We start from the raw sequence: 16,552 nt of genomic DNA on the forward strand, positions 1-16,552 counted from the left end.
AAATACCCAAAAACAAACGGCGCCCGGCATAATGCTGCGGGCGCCGTTTTCATTGCGGGCGGGTAGGTGTCACACCTTGTTTTGCTGGATTTTATCCATGCAGATCGTTCGATGCATATGCGGGATTTGCGCCCGCCAGAATTCCAGAACGGCGGTGCGGGCCGCGGTAGGGAAATCCAGAATGAAATCATCCAGCGCATTTTGCCGCATCAATCCGATCACCCGATCAGGCAATTGCGACATTTGCCACAACCCCAGAATCAGCGCATAGGAATTGGTCATCAAAAGGCGCGCCTGCTCCGGTTTCACATTGTAAATTTCCGAAATCCCTCCGGCGAAACGCTTGACCATCCCGGCGACAAACCGTTTGTGGATCAACAGGTTTTCGTCATCCGTCCCCTGTTCCAGAACCCCGTGCGACAGGGATGCCAGATGCATGAATTTGGAACGCGCAATCAAATATTCGACAAAGGCACTGGCAACGCGGGTCGCGTCACGATCCTGCGGGGCGCGCAAACATTCCTGCTCGATCACCGCCAGATTGTTCTCGCACCAGCTTTTCATATGCCGCTGCAAAACTTCCAGAAACAGCGTTTCCTTGCTTGAAAAATAAAGATAAAGCGTCCCTTTGGCCAGATTGGCACGTGTTGCCACATCGGCCGCCGATGGTAATTGACCATCGCCTTCCAGAAATAACGCCTCGGCTGCATTTAGAATATCAGTCCGCCGTCGCAGCTTTTGTTCATGACTGCGCGCCCGGACCAGGCATTCCTGTTCCATCGTTTATATTCCCCCAACATTCTCCCTGCTCTATTAATGCCCTGTTGGGGGGCCTTGAGTCAAACATCCTGTCCATAAGTGTGGCAATCGCCATCCACCTGTCCTCAAGTCGCAAATCAGACGGGCAATTCGGTCGTGCGTTTGACTTCGCGCAGGGTGATGACGGTTTGCACCCGTTCGACACCAGGTAACTGGGTCAGAACTTCACTGTGGATGCGTTCATAATCAGCGGTGTTGCTATAAACAACATGCACCAGATAATCGCTTTGCCCGGCCAGAAGATAACATTCCACCACCTCGGGCACGGACTGGATTTCCTTTTCAAATTCTTCCAGGGCCGCTCGTGTCTGACGGGCGATGGAAATATTGACAAAGGCATTGCCCGGCTTGCCAATGCGGACCGGGTTTAACAGCATGGCATAACGGTCAATCAACCCGGCTTCTTCCAGAAGGCGCACCCGGCGCAAACAGGCCGATGCCGACAGATTGACCTTTTCCGCCAGTTCGGCGTTGCTGATCCGTCCGTCGCGTTGCAACAGCCGCAGGATCATCCGGTCACGATCATCAATCTGCATTCGCATATTCCCTAATTCAAATGGCCATACCTTAAAATATTCTGCCAACAATACCACTTTTCAGGAGCCAGATTGAAGGGAAATTGCCCTAAATTTGCGGTATCCTTCAATAATAACCATAAAAGCCGGAAACCTTCAGATCAGGGAGAGAGCACCATGTTGATCGGTGTGCCAAAAGAAATCAAAAACCATGAATATCGCGTTGGCCTGACCCCGACATCGGTCCGCGAAGTTGTCGCGCATGGCCACGCGGTGCTTGTTGAAACCAATGCCGGGGCGGGTATTGGCTGTTTCGATGCCGATTATGTTGCCGCCGGGGCCAAAATTGTTGCCAGCCCGGCTGAAATTTTTGCCACCGCCGATATGGTGGTCAAGGTCAAGGAACCGCAAAAGGTCGAATATGAACAACTGCACAAGGGCCAGTTGTTATTCACCTATTTGCATCTTGCCCCCGATCCGCAACAGACCGCAGGCCTGATGAAATCCGGTGTGACCGCCATTGCCTATGAAACCGTGACGGACCGCAATGGCGGCCTGCCGCTTTTGGCCCCGATGTCCGAAGTGGCCGGACGCATGGCCGCTCAGGTTGCCGCCGCCGCCCTGCAAAAGGCCAATGGCGGATCGGGCATTCTGATGGGCGGGGTGCCCGGTGTTGCCCCGGCCAAAGTTGTTGTGATTGGCGGCGGGGTGGTCGGTATCAATGCCGCGCGGATTGCGGCCGGCATGGGGGCGGATGTCACCATTCTGGACAAAAACCTGCAACGCCTTGCCTATCTCGATGATGTGTTTGGGCCACGCATCAAAACCCAATATGCCACGATTGACGATACCGAATCTTTGGTTCTGGCCGCCGATGTGGTGGTTGGGGCGGTCCTGATCCCCGGTGCGGCGGCACCCAAGCTGGTCAAACGCGATCAGCTCAAACGCATGAAACCGGGATCGGTTCTGGTCGATGTGGCGATTGATCAGGGCGGCTGTTTTGAAACATCGCACGCCACCACCCATGCCGACCCGATCTATATCATTGATGATATCGTGCATTATTGCGTTGCCAATATGCCCGGTGCCGTTGCCCGTACATCAACCTTTGCGCTGAACAACGCCACATTGCCCTTTACGCTGGCGCTGGCTGACAAGGGCTGGAAAAAAGCCTGTCAGGATGATCCGCATCTGGCCGCCGGGCTGAATGTCCATGACGGACAAATCACCTATGAAGCCGTCGCGCGCGATCTTGGCCTTGACTATGTGCCGTTGGCAAAAATTTCGGGCTGATCGCGGTCACCCTCCACCAGAACGACAGGGCGGCAGATCAATTCCGCCCTGTTTGCTTTTCACAGGATTGTGTTAGCATCGCCGCGTCATTGGAAACGTAATCAGGGGGCATCATGGAAATTTCAATGCTGATCGGCGCCATGGTGGCAGCGGCCATTTATACATTGACCCCCGGCCCGGCCTTTCTGGCGATGCTGGGCATCGGGGCGGCACAGGGGCGCGGGGCCAGTGCCGGTTTCCTGTTCGGGCATTTTGCCGGGGACATGATGTGGGCCAGTCTGGCCCTTGTCGCCATCATCGGATCACGGGTTTTAAACCCGATGATGTTTGATATTCTGGCGATGATTTGTGGGGTTTATCTGTTCTGGCTGGGGGTGCGGGCCGTGATGGCAAAACGCCGAATCGATGGCAGTGTCGATATCATCGTCAAACGTCCGTGGCGGCGCGGCTTTATTTTCGGCATCACCAATCCCAAGGGATATCCGGTGGCGGTGGCGATGTTTACCGCCCTTTTGGCCAAAGATGCCGCCTTTCTGGATTGGAGCAGCATGACGGGGCTGCTCAGTGCGGCAGCAGTTGGTTTTTTGCTGGCCGATATGATCCTGATCTGGGTTGTCGGCCTTGGCGTTTTGCGCCGGTTTTACCAGCGCCATGAAATCTGGATCGTCCGGGCAACCGGCGTCCTTTTCATCGGCTTTGCCATTCAGGCGATCATGAGTTCCCTGCCCGGCCTTGCGGGCTGGCGCAGACCCTAATCCGTCATTGTCGCTGTATCGGCGGCGAATTGCCGGGCGGCATCGACAAAATGCCGTACCACCGGTGACATGCTGTTGATCGGCCATGCCAGTGACAAATCCACGGAGTCGCCGGGTAATTCCGGCATCGGCGCATAAACGACATCAGGATGGGGCGTATGCGTCACCCAGTTCGGTGCAATACCCACCCCGATTCCGGCGGCAACCATTGCCACAATCCCCATCGTATGCCCGATTTCCTCGGTGATATTCAGGTTTATGCCGTGACGGCGGGCATATTGCATCACAACATTCTGGTAACTGATGCCCAAAATCGGTGCATAGGCCATATAAGGCAGTCCGGCAAAATCGCGTAACGTGATGTTTTTCTTGTCCGCCAAGGGATGATCCGCCGGGATCAAACCGACAAATCCCTCGCTGAACAGATGTTCGATATTTAAATTCGCCTTGGTCCGTGGGGGGCGAATAAAGGCGACATCAATTTTATGTTCCGCCATCAGGTCCAGTTGTTCATTCGTCGTCAGGATTTTGATATCGATCCGTGTATCCGGGCAGCGTTGGCGAAACAGCCGGATGATTTGCGGCAGGCAAATATGGATAACCGGCGAAACGCAGCCAATGGTCAACTTCCCGCTAGCCTGCCCCATCACCAGACGCGCCGCATCAACGCCGATTTCCACCTGGGAAATCGCGTTACGCGCCTTTTCCAGAAAGACACTTCCGGCCTCGGTTAACTGCACACTGCGCGTCGTGCGTTCCAGCAATTGCACGCCGATGCGTTCTTCCAGTTGTTTGATTTGCTGACTGAGCGGGGCCTGCGCAATGCCCAATCGTTCAGCGGCACGCCCGAAATGCAGTTCGTCGGCGACACAGATAAAATAGCGCAAATGCCGAAGTTCGATGCGATTATTGATACTCATTAGATATAAATACCATCAATATATATATTGGACAAGATCAATCCAGTTCGGTCTATTAACCGTCAGAGAGGCGATCATGCCCAGCCATAACAATCCGGCGGGACTGATCCACATGGAGACGTGAAACAATGCAACAAACAGAATCCCCTCCGCCCCAAAAGGCTACCGACCTTGCCCTGCCGTTCAAAATTCTGGTCGGTGCGGCACTGGCGATGATTGTCATCCTGACGTTGTCGCAGGTGTTTTTCCGATATTTCCTGTCCAGCCCCATTCTATGGAGCGAGGAACTCAGTCGCCTGACCGTGGTCTGGATGACTTTTATTGGCGCCGCCGTTGTGTGCTGGCAGGGGCGTCATCTGGCCGTTGATGTGTTTGTCGCCCGGTTACCCACCCGCGCCCGTCAGATCCTGCGCCACGTCAACCAGCTTTTGGCAATCGGGTTTCTGGTGATCATGACCTACAAAAGTTTCCGGATCGTCCGGCTTGAAAGTTTTCAGGATATGAGCGTCCTGCCCCTGCCCGGCGGAACGGTGCGGCTTGCCGCCACGGTTGGCGGCATTCTGATGATTGTCGCCCTGCTGGCCCGTTTGTTTCTGGCCCGTCGTTTCCGGTCATCCGCACAGGATGACTATGATTCTTCTGCAATGTAAGGGCAGGCAAAATGACTGTTGCGCTTATTCTTATCCTGCTTGTCATTCTGTTGCTGATGGGAATGCCGCTGGCATTTGCCATGGGGGTGACGACCACGGCCTATCTTTATCTGACCGGCATTGATGCCGGGATGCTGACCCAGCGAATGACCGCCTCCATCGACAGTTTTCTGATCCTTGCCATTCCGTTTTTCTATCTGGCAGGCGAACTGATGAATGCCTGCCGCCTGACGGACCGCATCATCGGCATGTCCCGCGCCTTGGTCGGCCATATTCATGGTGGTCTGGCACAGGTCAATATTTTCGCCAGCATGATCTTTTCGGGCATGTCCGGTTCGGCCACCGCCGATACCACCGCCCTGGGTTCCGTCCTGATTCCGGCGATGAAAAAAGAAGGCTACCCTGCACCGTTTTCTGCCGCTGTCACCGTGGCATCGGCGCTGGTGGGACCGATGATCCCCCCCAGTGTGGCATTGGTGATTTATGGTACGCTTGCCAATGTCTCAATCGGACGTCTGCTGATTGCCGGGGTCATTCCCGGCGTGGTGATCATACTGACCCAGATGGTTTTCACCTATTTCGTCGCCCGCCATCACAATTATCCGCGTTATCCCCGCGCCAGCATCGGGGAAGTCACCGATTCACTGCTCAAGGGCGGGCCTGCCTTGCTGTTTCCGGTGATCATTGTCGGCGGCATTTTGCTGGGTATTTTCTCGCCCACGGAATCGGCGGCAATTGCGGTGCTGTATGGCGTTGTCCTTGGGTTTTTGTATCGTCAGATGACCTTGCGCAAACTGGGTTCGGTTCTGGTTGATGTCGGGCTGGGCAGTTGCCGGATTTTGCTGATTGTCGCAGCATCCGCCGCCTTTAGCTGGGTCATGGTGCGTGAAAATGTGCCGCAAGGCATCGGCATGGCCATTGGCAATATCTCCAGCGATCCGTTGATCGTTCTGACCATTATGCTGGTGGTTCTGGTACTGGTCGGACTGTTTATGGTCGCCTCTTCGGCCGAAATCGTCCTTACCCCCATTCTGGTGCCGGTCATCCTGCAATTTGGCATTGATCCGGTTCATTTTGGCGTCCTGATGGTTTTTACCCTGATCATTGGCGGGGCAACACCGCCGGTCGGCATCCTGATGTTTATCGCCCAGGATATCGCCAAGATATCCCACGGCCAGATGGTCCGTGCGATGGTGCCGTTTTACATCCCCCTTTTCATCGCCGTGGTCTTGCTGGCTGCTTTCCCGCAGATCACCCTTTTCCTGCCAAACCTTGTGTTTGGTTCCTGATCCTGACTGTTTTCGGAGACTTGAATGTCGGTTGCATCGACGACACACAAACACCTGCTTAAAGACATGACCTTTCTGGAATTCCAGGATCGTCTGACCGAAGATCCGGTAATCTTGGTTTCGCTGGGGTCACAGGAAGAACAGGGTCCGGTTGCCCCGATGGGTGACTATATGCTGACCGATGTTCTGGCAGGTCGCATCGCACAAAAATCCGGGGCGATTGCCGCCCCGATTATCCCGTTTGGCTATGCCGATTATTTCCGGACGGTGCCCGGCGGCGTGCAACTGCGTGCAGAAACCTTTGTCGCCGTTCTGACCGACATTATCGAAAATTTCACCGACCACGGCATCAGCAAAATCGTCATTCTGAACGGTCATAGCGGCAATTACCCGCTGATTGATCAGGTAATTCGCAACATCAAACGCGAACAGGGTCTTTTGATCCCCTGCCTGAATTTATGGCGGCTGATCCCGGCTGCGATGTGGCAGGAACTGCATCCTGATCTGGGTATGAAGGCATTCGGTCACGGTGGCGATCCCCTGACCTCGGTTTATTTGCATCTGTTCCCGGAACTGATGCGCATGGATCTTCTCTCGCACGAGGAGAAGAAAGGCGATCTTCTGGGCCTTCCCACTGCCGGGTTGGCCGGAATTCGCTTCAGGGACAGCGAGGTTGCCCTTGCTGTTGATGTGACCGATCGTTGCGGCAACGGCATCGCAGGCGGCGCGCCGGAACATTCCAGCGCCGAAAAAGGTGAAAAAATCGCCACCTATCTTGTCGATTATTGCAGCGATTTCATCACTCATTTTGCCACACAAAATCCACGCACTGAAACCAAAAAAAACGGGAGTCTTCGGACATGAATACGAAACTGAAAACAGCCCTGTTATCACTGGGGCTTACTTTTGGCGCGATAAGTGCCAGTCAGGCTGCCACCGAAATCCGCTATGCGCTGTGGGCCAATCAGGGAGAAGCCCAATATGAAGGCGCGCTGGAATTCAAGCGCGTCGTCGAAGCAGAATCCGATGGCAAATATAGCGTCACCGTTTATGGCGGTGACCAGTTAGGCACACCGCGCGAACTGTTTTCGCAACTGGCGCTTGGCATTACGCAAATTTCTGCCAGCGGCGATCCCGGTATGAAGGAAATCGAATATCTTGCTATTCCCTATCTGATGAAGGGGCTTCAGAATTACGCCGAAGTTCTCGAAACCGATTTTGGCAAGGCCTGGAACCAGCAACTGATTGAAGAACGCGAATTGCGCCTTCTCGGCTTTATGCCGCGCAATCCGCGCCAGATCAGCGCCAATATTGAAATCAATTCGATTGACGATCTCAAGGGGCTGAAATTGCGGTCGCCGGAACGCGATTACTACGTCAAATCACTCTCAGCATTGGGGGCCAACCCCACCCCGATGGCCTTTGCCGAAGTTTATACCGGTTTGCAGGCCGGGGTTGTGGACGGGCAGGAAAACCCCGTCGAAACGATCCATGCCGCCAAATTTTACGAAGTCCAGAAATCCATCGCCATGGTCGATTACATCAGCAAACCGGCCTATGTGATGATCAGCAATACCTTCTGGGAAGGGTTGAGCAACGAAGACAAGGCCCTGATGACGCGTGCCAATGATGCGTCGAACACTGTGATCAACGGGCTTCTGCCCAAACAGACAGAACAAATGATCGACGAAATGAAAGCCGCCGGGATTACCTTTACCCATCCCGATCTGGCACCCTTCATCGCAGCGACCCAATCGGTCCGCGATGAACTGGGCACGGCCACTTGGGGCGATGATGTCTATCAGCAGATCGTCACCATCGGCCAAAAAGACTTCAATTAACCCGATACCCGGCCCGTTTCTGACAGGATAACACGACCATGACTTCTGCCCCGCTTGAATTGCTCATTGATGATATCGTCGATGAAATTTCAGACAATCTGATTGCCATCCGGCGCGACTTGCACCGGTTTCCCGAACTGGGCTTTGAGGAAGTCAAAACCTCAAGGAAAATTTGCGATTATCTTGAAGACAATCGCATTGTCTATCGTTCCGGATTTGGCAAAACAGGGGTGGCAGCCGTCATCAATCCTGATGAAACGGGCCGGATCATCGGTGTGCGCGGCGACATTGATGCCCTGCCCATCCTTGAAAAATCTGGCCTGTCATTCGCGTCGGAAAATTCCGGCGTCATGCATGCCTGCGGCCATGATGCCCATACAGCCATTGCGCTGGGCGTTGCCACCGTCCTGTCACGGCTTGCAGACCGCCTTCCCGGTCGCGCGATGATCGTCTTTCAACCAGCTGAAGAAGGTCTGGGCGGGGCGCGGGCGATGCTGGCCGATGGTCTGTTTGACTGGATGCGTCCCGATATCATGCTGGGCTATCATAACTGGCCCCTGTTGCCCGGTGGTGTGATTGGCTGGCATCCAGAGGTGTCGTTTGCGTCGTCTGATCCGTTCGATGTTGTGATCGAAGGGATATCAGGACATGGTGCCCACCCCCATTTGTCGGTCGATCCCATTGTTGCCGCCGCCCAGTTCATCTTGCAGGCACAAACCATCGTCAGCCGTGAAATCGCGCCGCTGAGTGCCGCAGTCGTTACAGTTGGCCGCATTGATGGCGGCAGTGCGCGTAACCAGATCCCGGATCGGGTCACCCTGCAAGGGGCGATCCGCACCCAGTCCGAAGATATCCGCATCGCAACACAGGATGCCCTGAAACGCATCGCCAAGGGTATTGGCGATGCGACCCGCACCAAAATCCATGTTGATTTCCTGCAAGGTGTTGGTGTGGTCCGCAGCAACCCGGTCATTCTGGAATCGGTGGTCGATACCGCCCGCGACATTCTGGGCGATGAAAATGTTGTCTGCCTGCCACAGGGATCAATGGGCAGCGAGGATTTCGCCGAATTTTCGGCCCTTGTCCCCAGCGCACATTTACGGATTGGTTCCAAAGCCACCGACCGCACCACGATGCTTCATCGCAGTGATTTCGATCTGGATGAACGGTGCATTGCAACGGCTGTCCGTGTACTTAGCGCCGCCGTTTTCCGCCTGATGCATGCAAACAACACATAACCGGACACCCTGGGAACGGACCAAGTCTCCCCCGTTCCTAACTGAAGCCGGGCCATCTTTTTAAGATGGCCCGGTCTTTTTAATCAGCCTTCAACCTGCGATACATCGCGCACAGCGCCCATATCGGCGCTGGTTGCCATGGCGGCATAGGCGCGCAGGGCCGGGGTGATTTTGCGCGGGCGCGATTTCACCGGTTTCCAGCCTTTTTTGTCCATTTCCTCACGACGTGCCGCCAGAATAGCGTCATCCACCGCGATTTTGATGGTGCGGTTCGGAATGTCGATATCGATCATATCGCCCGCTTCGATCAGGCCAATTGCGCCACCGGCCGCTGCCTCGGGCGAAACGTGACCAATCGACAGTCCCGACGTACCGCCGGAAAAACGGCCATCGGTAATCAGCGCACAGGCCTTGCCCAGCCCCATCGATTTCAGATAGCTGGTCGGATACAGCATTTCCTGCATACCCGGCCCACCTTTGGGACCTTCATAGCGAATGATGACCACATCCCCCGCCTTGACCTCGCCACCCAGAACCTTGGCCACCGCCTCGTCCTGACTTTCACAAATCACGGCCGGGCCGCTGAATTTCAGGATGCTTTCATCCACACCGGCAGTTTTGACAATGCAGCCCTTGGGTGCCAGATTGCCAAACAAAACGGCAAGCCCGCCATCCTTGCTATAGGCATGCGCCATATCGCGAATACAGCCGTCTTTTTCATCGATATCAAGGCTGTCCCAATAGCGTTCCTGACTGAATGCCACCTGTGTCGGCACCCCGCCGGGGGCCGCGGAAAAGAATTTATGAACCTTGGCATCGCTGGTGCGGCGGATATCCCATTTTTCCAATGCCTCGGCCATGGTTTTGCTATGCACGGTCGGAACATCGGTATGCAACAATCCACCGCGTTCCAACTCGCCCAGAATGCGCATGATACCACCAGCCCGATGGACGTCTTCCATGTGATATATCGGATGGCTCGGTGCGACCTTGGACAGGTGTGGCACCTTGCGCGACAGGCGATCCATGTCTTGCATCGTAAAACTGACTTCGGCCTCAAGCGCAATCGCCAGCAAATGCAAAACCGTGTTGGTTGACCCCCCCATCGCGATATCAAGCGCCATGGCGTTTTCAAAGGATTTGAAGGTCGCAATACCACGCGGGGTCGCGGTGATGTCGTCTTCTTCGTAATAACGTTTGGCCAGACGGACCGATGTCCGGGCGGCTTCAAGGAACAATTCCTGACGCGCCGCATGGGTTGCCAGAACCGATCCGTTCCCCGGCAAGGCAAGGCCAAGGGCCTCGGCCAGACAATTCATCGAATTGGCGGTAAACATGCCCGAACAGGACCCGCATGTCGGACAGGCCGACCGCTCAACGGTTTTGACCTGTTCATCGGAAATCTTGGGATCGGCGGCCTGTACCATCGCATCAACCAGATCAAGGTGGTGTTCCTTGCCATCAATTATGGCTTTCCCGGCCTCCATCGGCCCACCCGAAACAAAAACAGCCGGAATGTTCAGGCGCATCGCCGCCATCAACATGCCCGGCGTGATTTTGTCGCAGTTGGAAATGCACACCATCGCATCGGCGCAATGGGCATTGACCATATATTCGACGGAATCGGCAATGATTTCACGCGACGGCAGGCTATAAAGCATGCCGTCATGGCCCATCGCAATACCGTCATCAACGGCAATTGTGTTGAATTCCTTGGCAACGCCACCTGCGGCCTCAATCTCACGCGCCACCATCTGCCCCAGATCCTTGAGATGGACGTGACCGGGCACAAACTGGGTAAAACTGTTGACGACCGCAATGATCGGTTTGTCGAAATCTTCGTCTTTCATACCCGTGGCGCGCCAAAGGCCGCGCGCACCGGCCATATTGCGACCATGTGTTGTTGTACGGGACCGATATACCGGCATGGAACGAACCTCTCTCTTTCAGACTGATTTTATTTATATGCCTTCTAACACGGACATGGCGCATTTTGACAGTATTTTGGCCGAAAGTTTCTGCAAACCTGCCTTGCGGGTATTTTTGATACAGACCGGATTTGCCCGCAGAGGCCCTTGACGGGCCTTTTACACCAAATCCTACACCAAATACCAAGCATCCCACCCCATTGGATAGGAGATATCGGAAAACAACTCCCGTATTCTAAGGTCCGATTATCGCCGCCAGGCGATTCTCCCACTCCCATTCTCACCCCGCCCTGCTTGCAGGGTCGGGGCTTTTTTTGTGTGGCCTGCATACCGATAACTGCAAATTCCTGCTTTATTTATGCTACGTTATCCCTGACAAGAAAGAATGATCTTTAAGGTAAGCGAAGCCATGACGCCCGAAATATCGACGCTGCTGCGGCGGGGTCTTGCCGCCCATGAAGGCAATCGTCCGGCCGAGGCCGAACAGATTTATCGCCGCGTCCTTGTTCTTGCCCCCCGTCATCCCGAAGCCGAACATCTGCTGGCGACCATTCTGACCCGTAATGGAGAACCGCGCGAGGCGCTGGAACTGTTTGAAAGCTGCCTGCCGCGCATGGGGGCCAATCCGGCCGCAAGGTGCAATTATGCCATTGCGCTGGAGGCCGTCGGCCAGACCGACAAGGCGCTCGACGAATTCCGGCTGGCGATCAGTTATCACGGCGATTTCCCCACCGCGCTGTTTCATCTGGCCCGGCTGGAAAAGGCACGCGGCAATTACGGCCAGACGGTTGATTTGCTGGGGCGGCTTTTGAATTTGCACAAGGCCGATCATGCGGCCTTTTTGCTGTTTGCCGAAGCCTTGCATGCACTGGGCCAGACAGAAGCCGCCCTGAAAGCCTTTGACAGTGCCGCAGAAGCCGCACGGCTTGAGGCCGACAAGGTTAATGCGGTGGGCGAGGCCCTGTTGAGGTTGCGCTATTTGCCTCAGGCCCAAAACCTGTTTCAACGCGCCATCAGCCTCCAGCCAACCCATGTTACCGCCCTGATCAATCTGGCCGTCTGCCTGATGCATCAGGGCCAATCGGGCAAGGCGGTTGCCCTGCTGCGCGCGGCACAATCGATTGCGCCCAACCTGCCGGAAATTGACGCCCATATGGCCGATATCCTGATTACCACCGGGCAGGTGGCCGAAGGAACCGATCTTTTGGCCGGGCTGGTCGAACAACATCCGTTGCGGGCAGATTTGCATCGCAAGCTGATAGCAGCCCTGCTTTACCGACCGGAATTTGATGGTCCGAAATATCTTAAACAGGCCAGATTATGGGCGCGCAGCCATTTACAGCCTCACCAGCCCGCAAAATTCATCCATAACAACCATCCGGACCGGCGGTTGCGCATTGGCTGGGTATCGCCGCATTTTTACGATCATCCGATGCGCAATCTTTTGATGGATATGATCCGCCATCTGAACCGCAACGAGGTTGAACTTTATTTTTATGCCGCCGTGTCTCGCCCCGATGATGTCACCCGGCAATGGCAGGCTATCGCCGATGGCTGGCGCGATATTTACAATCACCCCGCCGATCAGATTGCGGACCGCATCCGCCGCGACAAAATCGATATCCTGATGGATCTGGGCGGTTATGACGATGAACAGCCGCTGGCGGTATTCGGATTGCGACCGGCCCCGATTCAGGCCAGCCTGTCGCGGGCCTCGACCGGCATTTCACAAATGGATTATATCATCACCCATGCGATGGGCCTGCCCGATGGGGCAGCGGAAAACCGCCTGTATGGCGAAAGCGTTTATCGTCTGGCGAATTCCTGTTTTGGCTATACCAGTCATGATGAAGACCGGTCGATTGCCCCGCTACCCGGCATGATCAACGGATACATCACCTTTGGCAGTTTTGCCCGACTGGCGAAAATCAGCGATGCGATCCTGAATTGCTGGGCGCGAATCATGAACCGGGTGCCCGACAGCCGCCTGATCGTCAAGGCGGCCGGGCTGGATGACACATATTGCCGCCGTCATTTTCTGGACCGCGCCCGTCAGGCCGGGTTGAACCCCGACCGGATGGAATGCTTCGGCCATCTTCCGCGTGACCGACATCTTGCGCTGTATGGCCGGATCGACATCGCGCTGGACAGCTTCCCGCATAGCGGGGCGATGACCAATTGCGAATTTTTATGGCATGGCGTGCCTTGCATCACCCTTGCCGGGCAGGGACAGCATGCCCGCACCGGGGCGTTCGTCTTGCATGATATCGGGCTGGATGCGCTGATTGCCAATACACCGGCCGGATATGTGGACAAGGCGGTATTGCTGACCGGGGATATTGACGGATTATCGGCCCTGCGGCGCGGCCTGCGCCAACGCATGGTCAAATCACCCCTGATGAATTATCGCGCCATTGCCGCCGGATACGAAGAAGCATGGCGCGATATGTGGGCCATCTGGTGCAAAAACCAGAATAATCTGCTTACGCCTGAATAAATCCATCGGCAAACAGCCGGTCCACCGCCGCGGCCAGATCATCGGCAACAAACCGGGCCTGTGCGGCGCCGGGCAAATTGGCCTCGACCGCACCATGCCCGGTACGGACCATCACCCCGTGCGCCCCGGCATTTCGGGCGGCTTCCAGATCGCTGATTTTATCGCCGATAAAAATGCTGTCTTGCAGATTGATGGCAAATTCCTGGGCGGCGGCGTGCAACATTGCCGGTCCCGGCTTGCGGCACGGGCTGTCTATGTCATAGGGATCAAGGCCATCGGGATGATAGGGCGAATAATAAATCCCCTGAAGGGTCGCATCTTCTGTGGCCAGCATCCCGATCAGGGCTTCGTGCAGATCGCGCAGACCGTCTTCGGACAGCATGCCGCGCGCCACACCGGACTGGTTGGTGATAATAATCACCGGCACCCCGGCATCGTTCAGCCGGGCAATTGCCGCAGCCGTGCCGGGAATCAGGGCCAGATCCTCGACCTTTGACAGATAATCGACTTCTTCATTGACCACACCATCACGATCCAGAAACACTGCTGGCAATGGATGGCGCAAATCGCGCCAGCGCGGGGCCGGATCGATAAAATGGCGGCGTACAAAGGAATAATCGGTTTCGGTCATTTGATGGCCTGCCCTGTTATTTACACTCTCCTCAAAATGGCCTTGTCCCCCGGCCACGGCAAGCCTGCAATTATCAAACACCCGAAAAAATCGTTTCGCTTTGCCATAACACCTCCTCCCCCGACAGAAAATTGCAAAATGGTATTACCATTATTCACTTGTCTTGGCGGCGCACCTCATGACAATTTCGCAAGGACCAATCTTGCCGTGGGGATGACACATCATGTTTGCCGATATTTTTGCCATTCTGGCCCCTGTTTTTATCACGACGGGGCTGGGTTTTTTCTGGGCGCGGGCGGGCAAACATTTTGATACCTCGCTGGTGACCTCCATCGTCACCTATTTCAGCACCCCCTGCCTGACCTTTGCCGCTCTGGCCTCGGTCGAACTGGCGGGCGGGACATTGTTATCGATGGGGACAGCGGCGGTGGCGGCCAATATTGCCTTTGTGCTGATTGGCTGGCCTATTTTGAAAATCTTCAAATTGTCGCCGCGCACCTACCTGCAATCCCTGACCTGGCCGAATGTCGGCAATGTCGGATTGCCTCTGTGCATGCTGGCCTATGGGCCCGAGGGGCTGGCGCTGGCCGTGGCGTTTTTTGCCGCCTATATCGTGTTGCAACTGACCGTCGGGGTGGCGTTTGTCGCCGGGACCTTTACCCTGAAATCCCTGATCCAGATGCCGATCATTCCCGCCACCCTGATTGCCGCCGGGTTTCTCGCCACCGATACCACGGTGCCGGTCTGGCTTTACAACACCACCAATCTGATCGGGCAACTGACGATTCCGTTGATGTTGTTCACGCTTGGCGTCTCGCTGGCGCGGCTCAAACCGGTCAGTCTGGCCCGCAGCACCGCCCTTGCCGTCTTGCGGCTGGCGATGGGATTTGGGGTTGGCGTCGGAATTTCGGCGATCATGGGTCTGACCGGGATTGAACGCGGCGTTGTCATTTTACAATGCACCATGCCGGTTGCGGTGTTCTGTTACCTGTTTGCGCAGCTTTACAACCGCGAACCCGAAGAAGTGGCCGGCATTGTCATTGCCTCAAGCTTCCTTGCCGCCGTGATTCTGCCGGGGTTGCTGTGGTATGTGCTGTGAAGCATATGGCGAAACAAACAGGCGTGATTCTCAGTTCCAGCCCATTTTTTCAAAATCATCGCGCCGAAACACCGCATCGCAATCCAGATAATATTCGTCAAGCTGCGGCGGTTTGACAGATGTGCCGGACAGCATCGCATGTACCTGTCCGCGATGATGGGTTTGATGAACAAACAGATGCGACAGGGTGGCGGCAACGGTTTCATGCACAATGTTGCCGTCGCCGCGCTCAATCGCAATCTGGCGGGTGGCATCCACATCTCTCAGGCCTTGGCAAAACGCCATGATGCGATCATCCTGATCGCGTTGGGCGGCGGAAAGCTGGACGACATCATCGAACGGGTTTTCAATTTCAAAAACCGAATATCCCCGCCCCTGCCCGGTCAGGGCGTCAAAATAATACCAGTCCACCGTCAGCATATGATTGAGTGTTTGCAGGATGCCCGGAAAAAACGAGGTGCGCGGTGCGATCAGTTCAGCATGGGAAAGCTGCTGGCATGCCGCCAAAAGCCGGTAATTGGACCATGCATTGTTACGCGCCTGATCATAAAATGATGTGCCGGGCATGGGCTTCTCCGCTTGCGGTCATCGGGTAAAACGGTCCAAAATCAGGGCCAACTGTCCCATCGGGTTCAGGATCGGTTTGATCCACCATTTTGCCAGAAATGCAGCCATGACCGAAACACCAAAACTCATCCCCCGCCTGCGCCTGAAACTGGGTGATCAAATCGCCCTTGGGCCGGGCAAGGCGGATTTGCTGGACGGCATCGCCCGCACCGGGTCGATTGCCGCCGCCGGGCGCGAGATGGGGGTCAGTTACAAACGCGCATGGTTGCTGATCGAGGCGATGAATGCCTGTTTTGGCGCACCCGTGATCGAAACCCGCAAGGGCGGCAAAACCGGCGGCGGGGCGGGTCTGACCGAACTGGGCACCGAAATCCTTGCCCGCTATCGAAATATTGAAACCATTCTGGAAAATCAGGCTGCGGCTGAAATCGCCGCCTTGCAGGACCTGATCGCCCCCTGACATGTCGCGCAAAACCATTGACTTTGACAATCCGGCAAGCGATAGGTTTA

General features: G+C 55.5%; 16 protein-coding genes. 10 read left to right on the forward strand and 6 right to left on the reverse strand.

Features of this window, described 5'->3' with window-relative positions; translation table 11 throughout:
- Positions 1–69: 69 nt before the first annotated feature.
- On the reverse strand, positions 70–780 hold the full coding sequence (locus Q8O73_RS03095) for a TetR family transcriptional regulator (RefSeq protein ID WP_305554771.1): 711 nt from the start codon (positions 778–780) through the stop codon (positions 70–72).
- A gap of 116 nt (positions 781–896) precedes the next feature.
- Entirely contained in the window at positions 897–1,355 is a 459-nt protein-coding gene (locus Q8O73_RS03100; protein WP_305554774.1) for an Lrp/AsnC family transcriptional regulator, read from the reverse strand.
- Positions 1,356–1,511: 156 nt separating this feature from the next.
- On the opposite strand from Q8O73_RS03100, the gene ald reads away from it, so the two are divergent.
- Both ald and Q8O73_RS03110 read left to right on the forward strand, forming a co-directional pair.
- Positions 1,512–2,627, forward strand: coding sequence for an alanine dehydrogenase (gene ald / locus Q8O73_RS03105; protein ID WP_305554777.1), 1,116 nt, complete (start codon positions 1,512–1,514; stop codon positions 2,625–2,627).
- 113 nt (positions 2,628–2,740) lie between these two features.
- The gene (locus Q8O73_RS03110; RefSeq protein ID WP_305554780.1) at positions 2,741–3,382 is read left to right on the forward strand and encodes a LysE family translocator; all 642 of its coding nucleotides are present in this window, start codon (positions 2,741–2,743) and stop codon (positions 3,380–3,382) included.
- On the opposite strand, the gene Q8O73_RS03115 is transcribed toward Q8O73_RS03110, so the two are convergent.
- Positions 3,379–4,302 (reverse strand): LysR substrate-binding domain-containing protein, encoded by a 924-nt coding sequence (locus Q8O73_RS03115; RefSeq protein WP_305554783.1) that lies wholly within the window; start codon positions 4,300–4,302, stop codon positions 3,379–3,381. The genes Q8O73_RS03110 and Q8O73_RS03115 overlap by 4 nt on opposite strands.
- Before the next feature lie 128 nt (positions 4,303–4,430).
- On the opposite strand from Q8O73_RS03115, the gene Q8O73_RS03120 reads away from it, so the two are divergent.
- From Q8O73_RS03120 to Q8O73_RS03140, 5 genes are read left to right on the forward strand one after another with little or no spacing between them, the layout of a single operon-like run.
- Entirely contained in the window at positions 4,431–4,952 is a 522-nt protein-coding gene (locus Q8O73_RS03120) for a TRAP transporter small permease (RefSeq protein ID WP_305554786.1), read from the forward strand.
- Between the two features lie 11 nt (positions 4,953–4,963).
- Positions 4,964–6,241, forward strand: coding sequence for a TRAP transporter large permease (locus tag Q8O73_RS03125; RefSeq protein ID WP_305554789.1), 1,278 nt, complete (start codon positions 4,964–4,966; stop codon positions 6,239–6,241).
- A 24-nt stretch (positions 6,242–6,265) separates the two neighbouring features.
- Complete coding sequence (locus tag Q8O73_RS03130; protein WP_305554792.1) at positions 6,266–7,105, forward strand: creatininase family protein; 840 nt, start codon at positions 6,266–6,268, stop codon at positions 7,103–7,105.
- Positions 7,102–8,082 (forward strand): TRAP transporter substrate-binding protein, encoded by a 981-nt coding sequence (locus tag Q8O73_RS03135; RefSeq protein WP_305554795.1) that lies wholly within the window; start codon positions 7,102–7,104, stop codon positions 8,080–8,082. Before Q8O73_RS03130 ends, Q8O73_RS03135 begins: the two co-directional genes overlap by 4 nt.
- 38 nt (positions 8,083–8,120) lie before the next feature.
- A complete protein-coding gene (locus tag Q8O73_RS03140) occupies positions 8,121–9,320 on the forward strand; it encodes a M20 family metallopeptidase (RefSeq protein ID WP_305554797.1) in 1,200 nt (399 codons plus the stop codon).
- 83 nt (positions 9,321–9,403) lie between these two features.
- On the opposite strand, the gene ilvD is transcribed toward Q8O73_RS03140, so the two are convergent.
- A complete protein-coding gene (gene ilvD / locus Q8O73_RS03145; RefSeq protein WP_305554800.1) occupies positions 9,404–11,248 on the reverse strand; it encodes a dihydroxy-acid dehydratase in 1,845 nt (614 codons plus the stop codon).
- A 385-nt stretch (positions 11,249–11,633) separates the two neighbouring features.
- Between ilvD and Q8O73_RS03150 the strand changes: the two genes are divergently transcribed.
- Entirely contained in the window at positions 11,634–13,745 is a 2,112-nt protein-coding gene (locus Q8O73_RS03150; protein WP_305554803.1) for a tetratricopeptide repeat protein, read from the forward strand.
- Here Q8O73_RS03150 and Q8O73_RS03155 read toward each other — a convergent pair.
- On the reverse strand, positions 13,732–14,457 hold the full coding sequence (locus Q8O73_RS03155; RefSeq protein ID WP_371135033.1) for a D-glycero-alpha-D-manno-heptose-1,7-bisphosphate 7-phosphatase: 726 nt from the start codon (positions 14,455–14,457) through the stop codon (positions 13,732–13,734). The two genes, Q8O73_RS03150 and Q8O73_RS03155, sit on opposite strands and share 14 nt — an antisense overlap.
- A gap of 142 nt (positions 14,458–14,599) precedes the next feature.
- On the opposite strand from Q8O73_RS03155, the gene Q8O73_RS03160 reads away from it, so the two are divergent.
- Complete coding sequence (locus Q8O73_RS03160; RefSeq protein ID WP_305554809.1) at positions 14,600–15,475, forward strand: AEC family transporter; 876 nt, start codon at positions 14,600–14,602, stop codon at positions 15,473–15,475.
- 30 nt (positions 15,476–15,505) lie between these two features.
- Here the strand turns inward: Q8O73_RS03160 and Q8O73_RS03165 are convergent, their stop codons facing one another.
- Positions 15,506–16,042 (reverse strand): DinB family protein, encoded by a 537-nt coding sequence (locus Q8O73_RS03165; RefSeq protein WP_305554812.1) that lies wholly within the window; start codon positions 16,040–16,042, stop codon positions 15,506–15,508.
- A gap of 106 nt (positions 16,043–16,148) precedes the next feature.
- On the opposite strand from Q8O73_RS03165, the gene Q8O73_RS03170 reads away from it, so the two are divergent.
- Positions 16,149–16,502, forward strand: a complete 354-nt coding sequence (locus Q8O73_RS03170; protein ID WP_305554815.1) for a winged helix-turn-helix domain-containing protein — start codon at positions 16,149–16,151, stop codon at positions 16,500–16,502.
- Positions 16,503–16,552 lie beyond the last annotated feature (50 nt).

Origin of the sequence: Thalassospira sp. (assembly GCF_030690045.1) — a bacterium.
GTDB lineage: Bacteria > Pseudomonadota > Alphaproteobacteria > Rhodospirillales > Thalassospiraceae > Thalassospira.

Excerpts from the sequence above, each read along its gene's own strand:
- Q8O73_RS03095 (WP_305554771.1), bottom strand. The coding sequence starts at position 780 with ATGGAACAGGAATGCCTGGTCCGGGCGCGCAGTCATGAACAAAAGCTG.
- Q8O73_RS03100 (WP_305554774.1), bottom strand. The coding sequence starts at position 1,355 with ATGCAGATTGATGATCGTGACCGGATGATCCTGCGGCTGTTGCAACGC.
- ald (WP_305554777.1), top strand. The coding sequence starts at position 1,512 with ATGTTGATCGGTGTGCCAAAAGAAATCAAAAACCATGAATATCGCGTT.
- Q8O73_RS03110 (WP_305554780.1), top strand. The coding sequence starts at position 2,741 with ATGGAAATTTCAATGCTGATCGGCGCCATGGTGGCAGCGGCCATTTAT.
- Q8O73_RS03115 (WP_305554783.1), bottom strand. The coding sequence starts at position 4,302 with ATGAGTATCAATAATCGCATCGAACTTCGGCATTTGCGCTATTTTATC.
- Q8O73_RS03120 (WP_305554786.1), top strand. The coding sequence starts at position 4,431 with ATGCAACAAACAGAATCCCCTCCGCCCCAAAAGGCTACCGACCTTGCC.
- Q8O73_RS03125 (WP_305554789.1), top strand. The coding sequence starts at position 4,964 with ATGACTGTTGCGCTTATTCTTATCCTGCTTGTCATTCTGTTGCTGATG.
- Q8O73_RS03130 (WP_305554792.1), top strand. The coding sequence starts at position 6,266 with ATGTCGGTTGCATCGACGACACACAAACACCTGCTTAAAGACATGACC.
- Q8O73_RS03135 (WP_305554795.1), top strand. The coding sequence starts at position 7,102 with ATGAATACGAAACTGAAAACAGCCCTGTTATCACTGGGGCTTACTTTT.
- Q8O73_RS03140 (WP_305554797.1), top strand. The coding sequence starts at position 8,121 with ATGACTTCTGCCCCGCTTGAATTGCTCATTGATGATATCGTCGATGAA.
- ilvD (WP_305554800.1), bottom strand. The coding sequence starts at position 11,248 with ATGCCGGTATATCGGTCCCGTACAACAACACATGGTCGCAATATGGCC.
- Q8O73_RS03150 (WP_305554803.1), top strand. The coding sequence starts at position 11,634 with ATGATCTTTAAGGTAAGCGAAGCCATGACGCCCGAAATATCGACGCTG.
- Q8O73_RS03160 (WP_305554809.1), top strand. The coding sequence starts at position 14,600 with ATGTTTGCCGATATTTTTGCCATTCTGGCCCCTGTTTTTATCACGACG.
- Q8O73_RS03165 (WP_305554812.1), bottom strand. The coding sequence starts at position 16,042 with ATGCCCGGCACATCATTTTATGATCAGGCGCGTAACAATGCATGGTCC.
- Q8O73_RS03170 (WP_305554815.1), top strand. The coding sequence starts at position 16,149 with ATGACCGAAACACCAAAACTCATCCCCCGCCTGCGCCTGAAACTGGGT.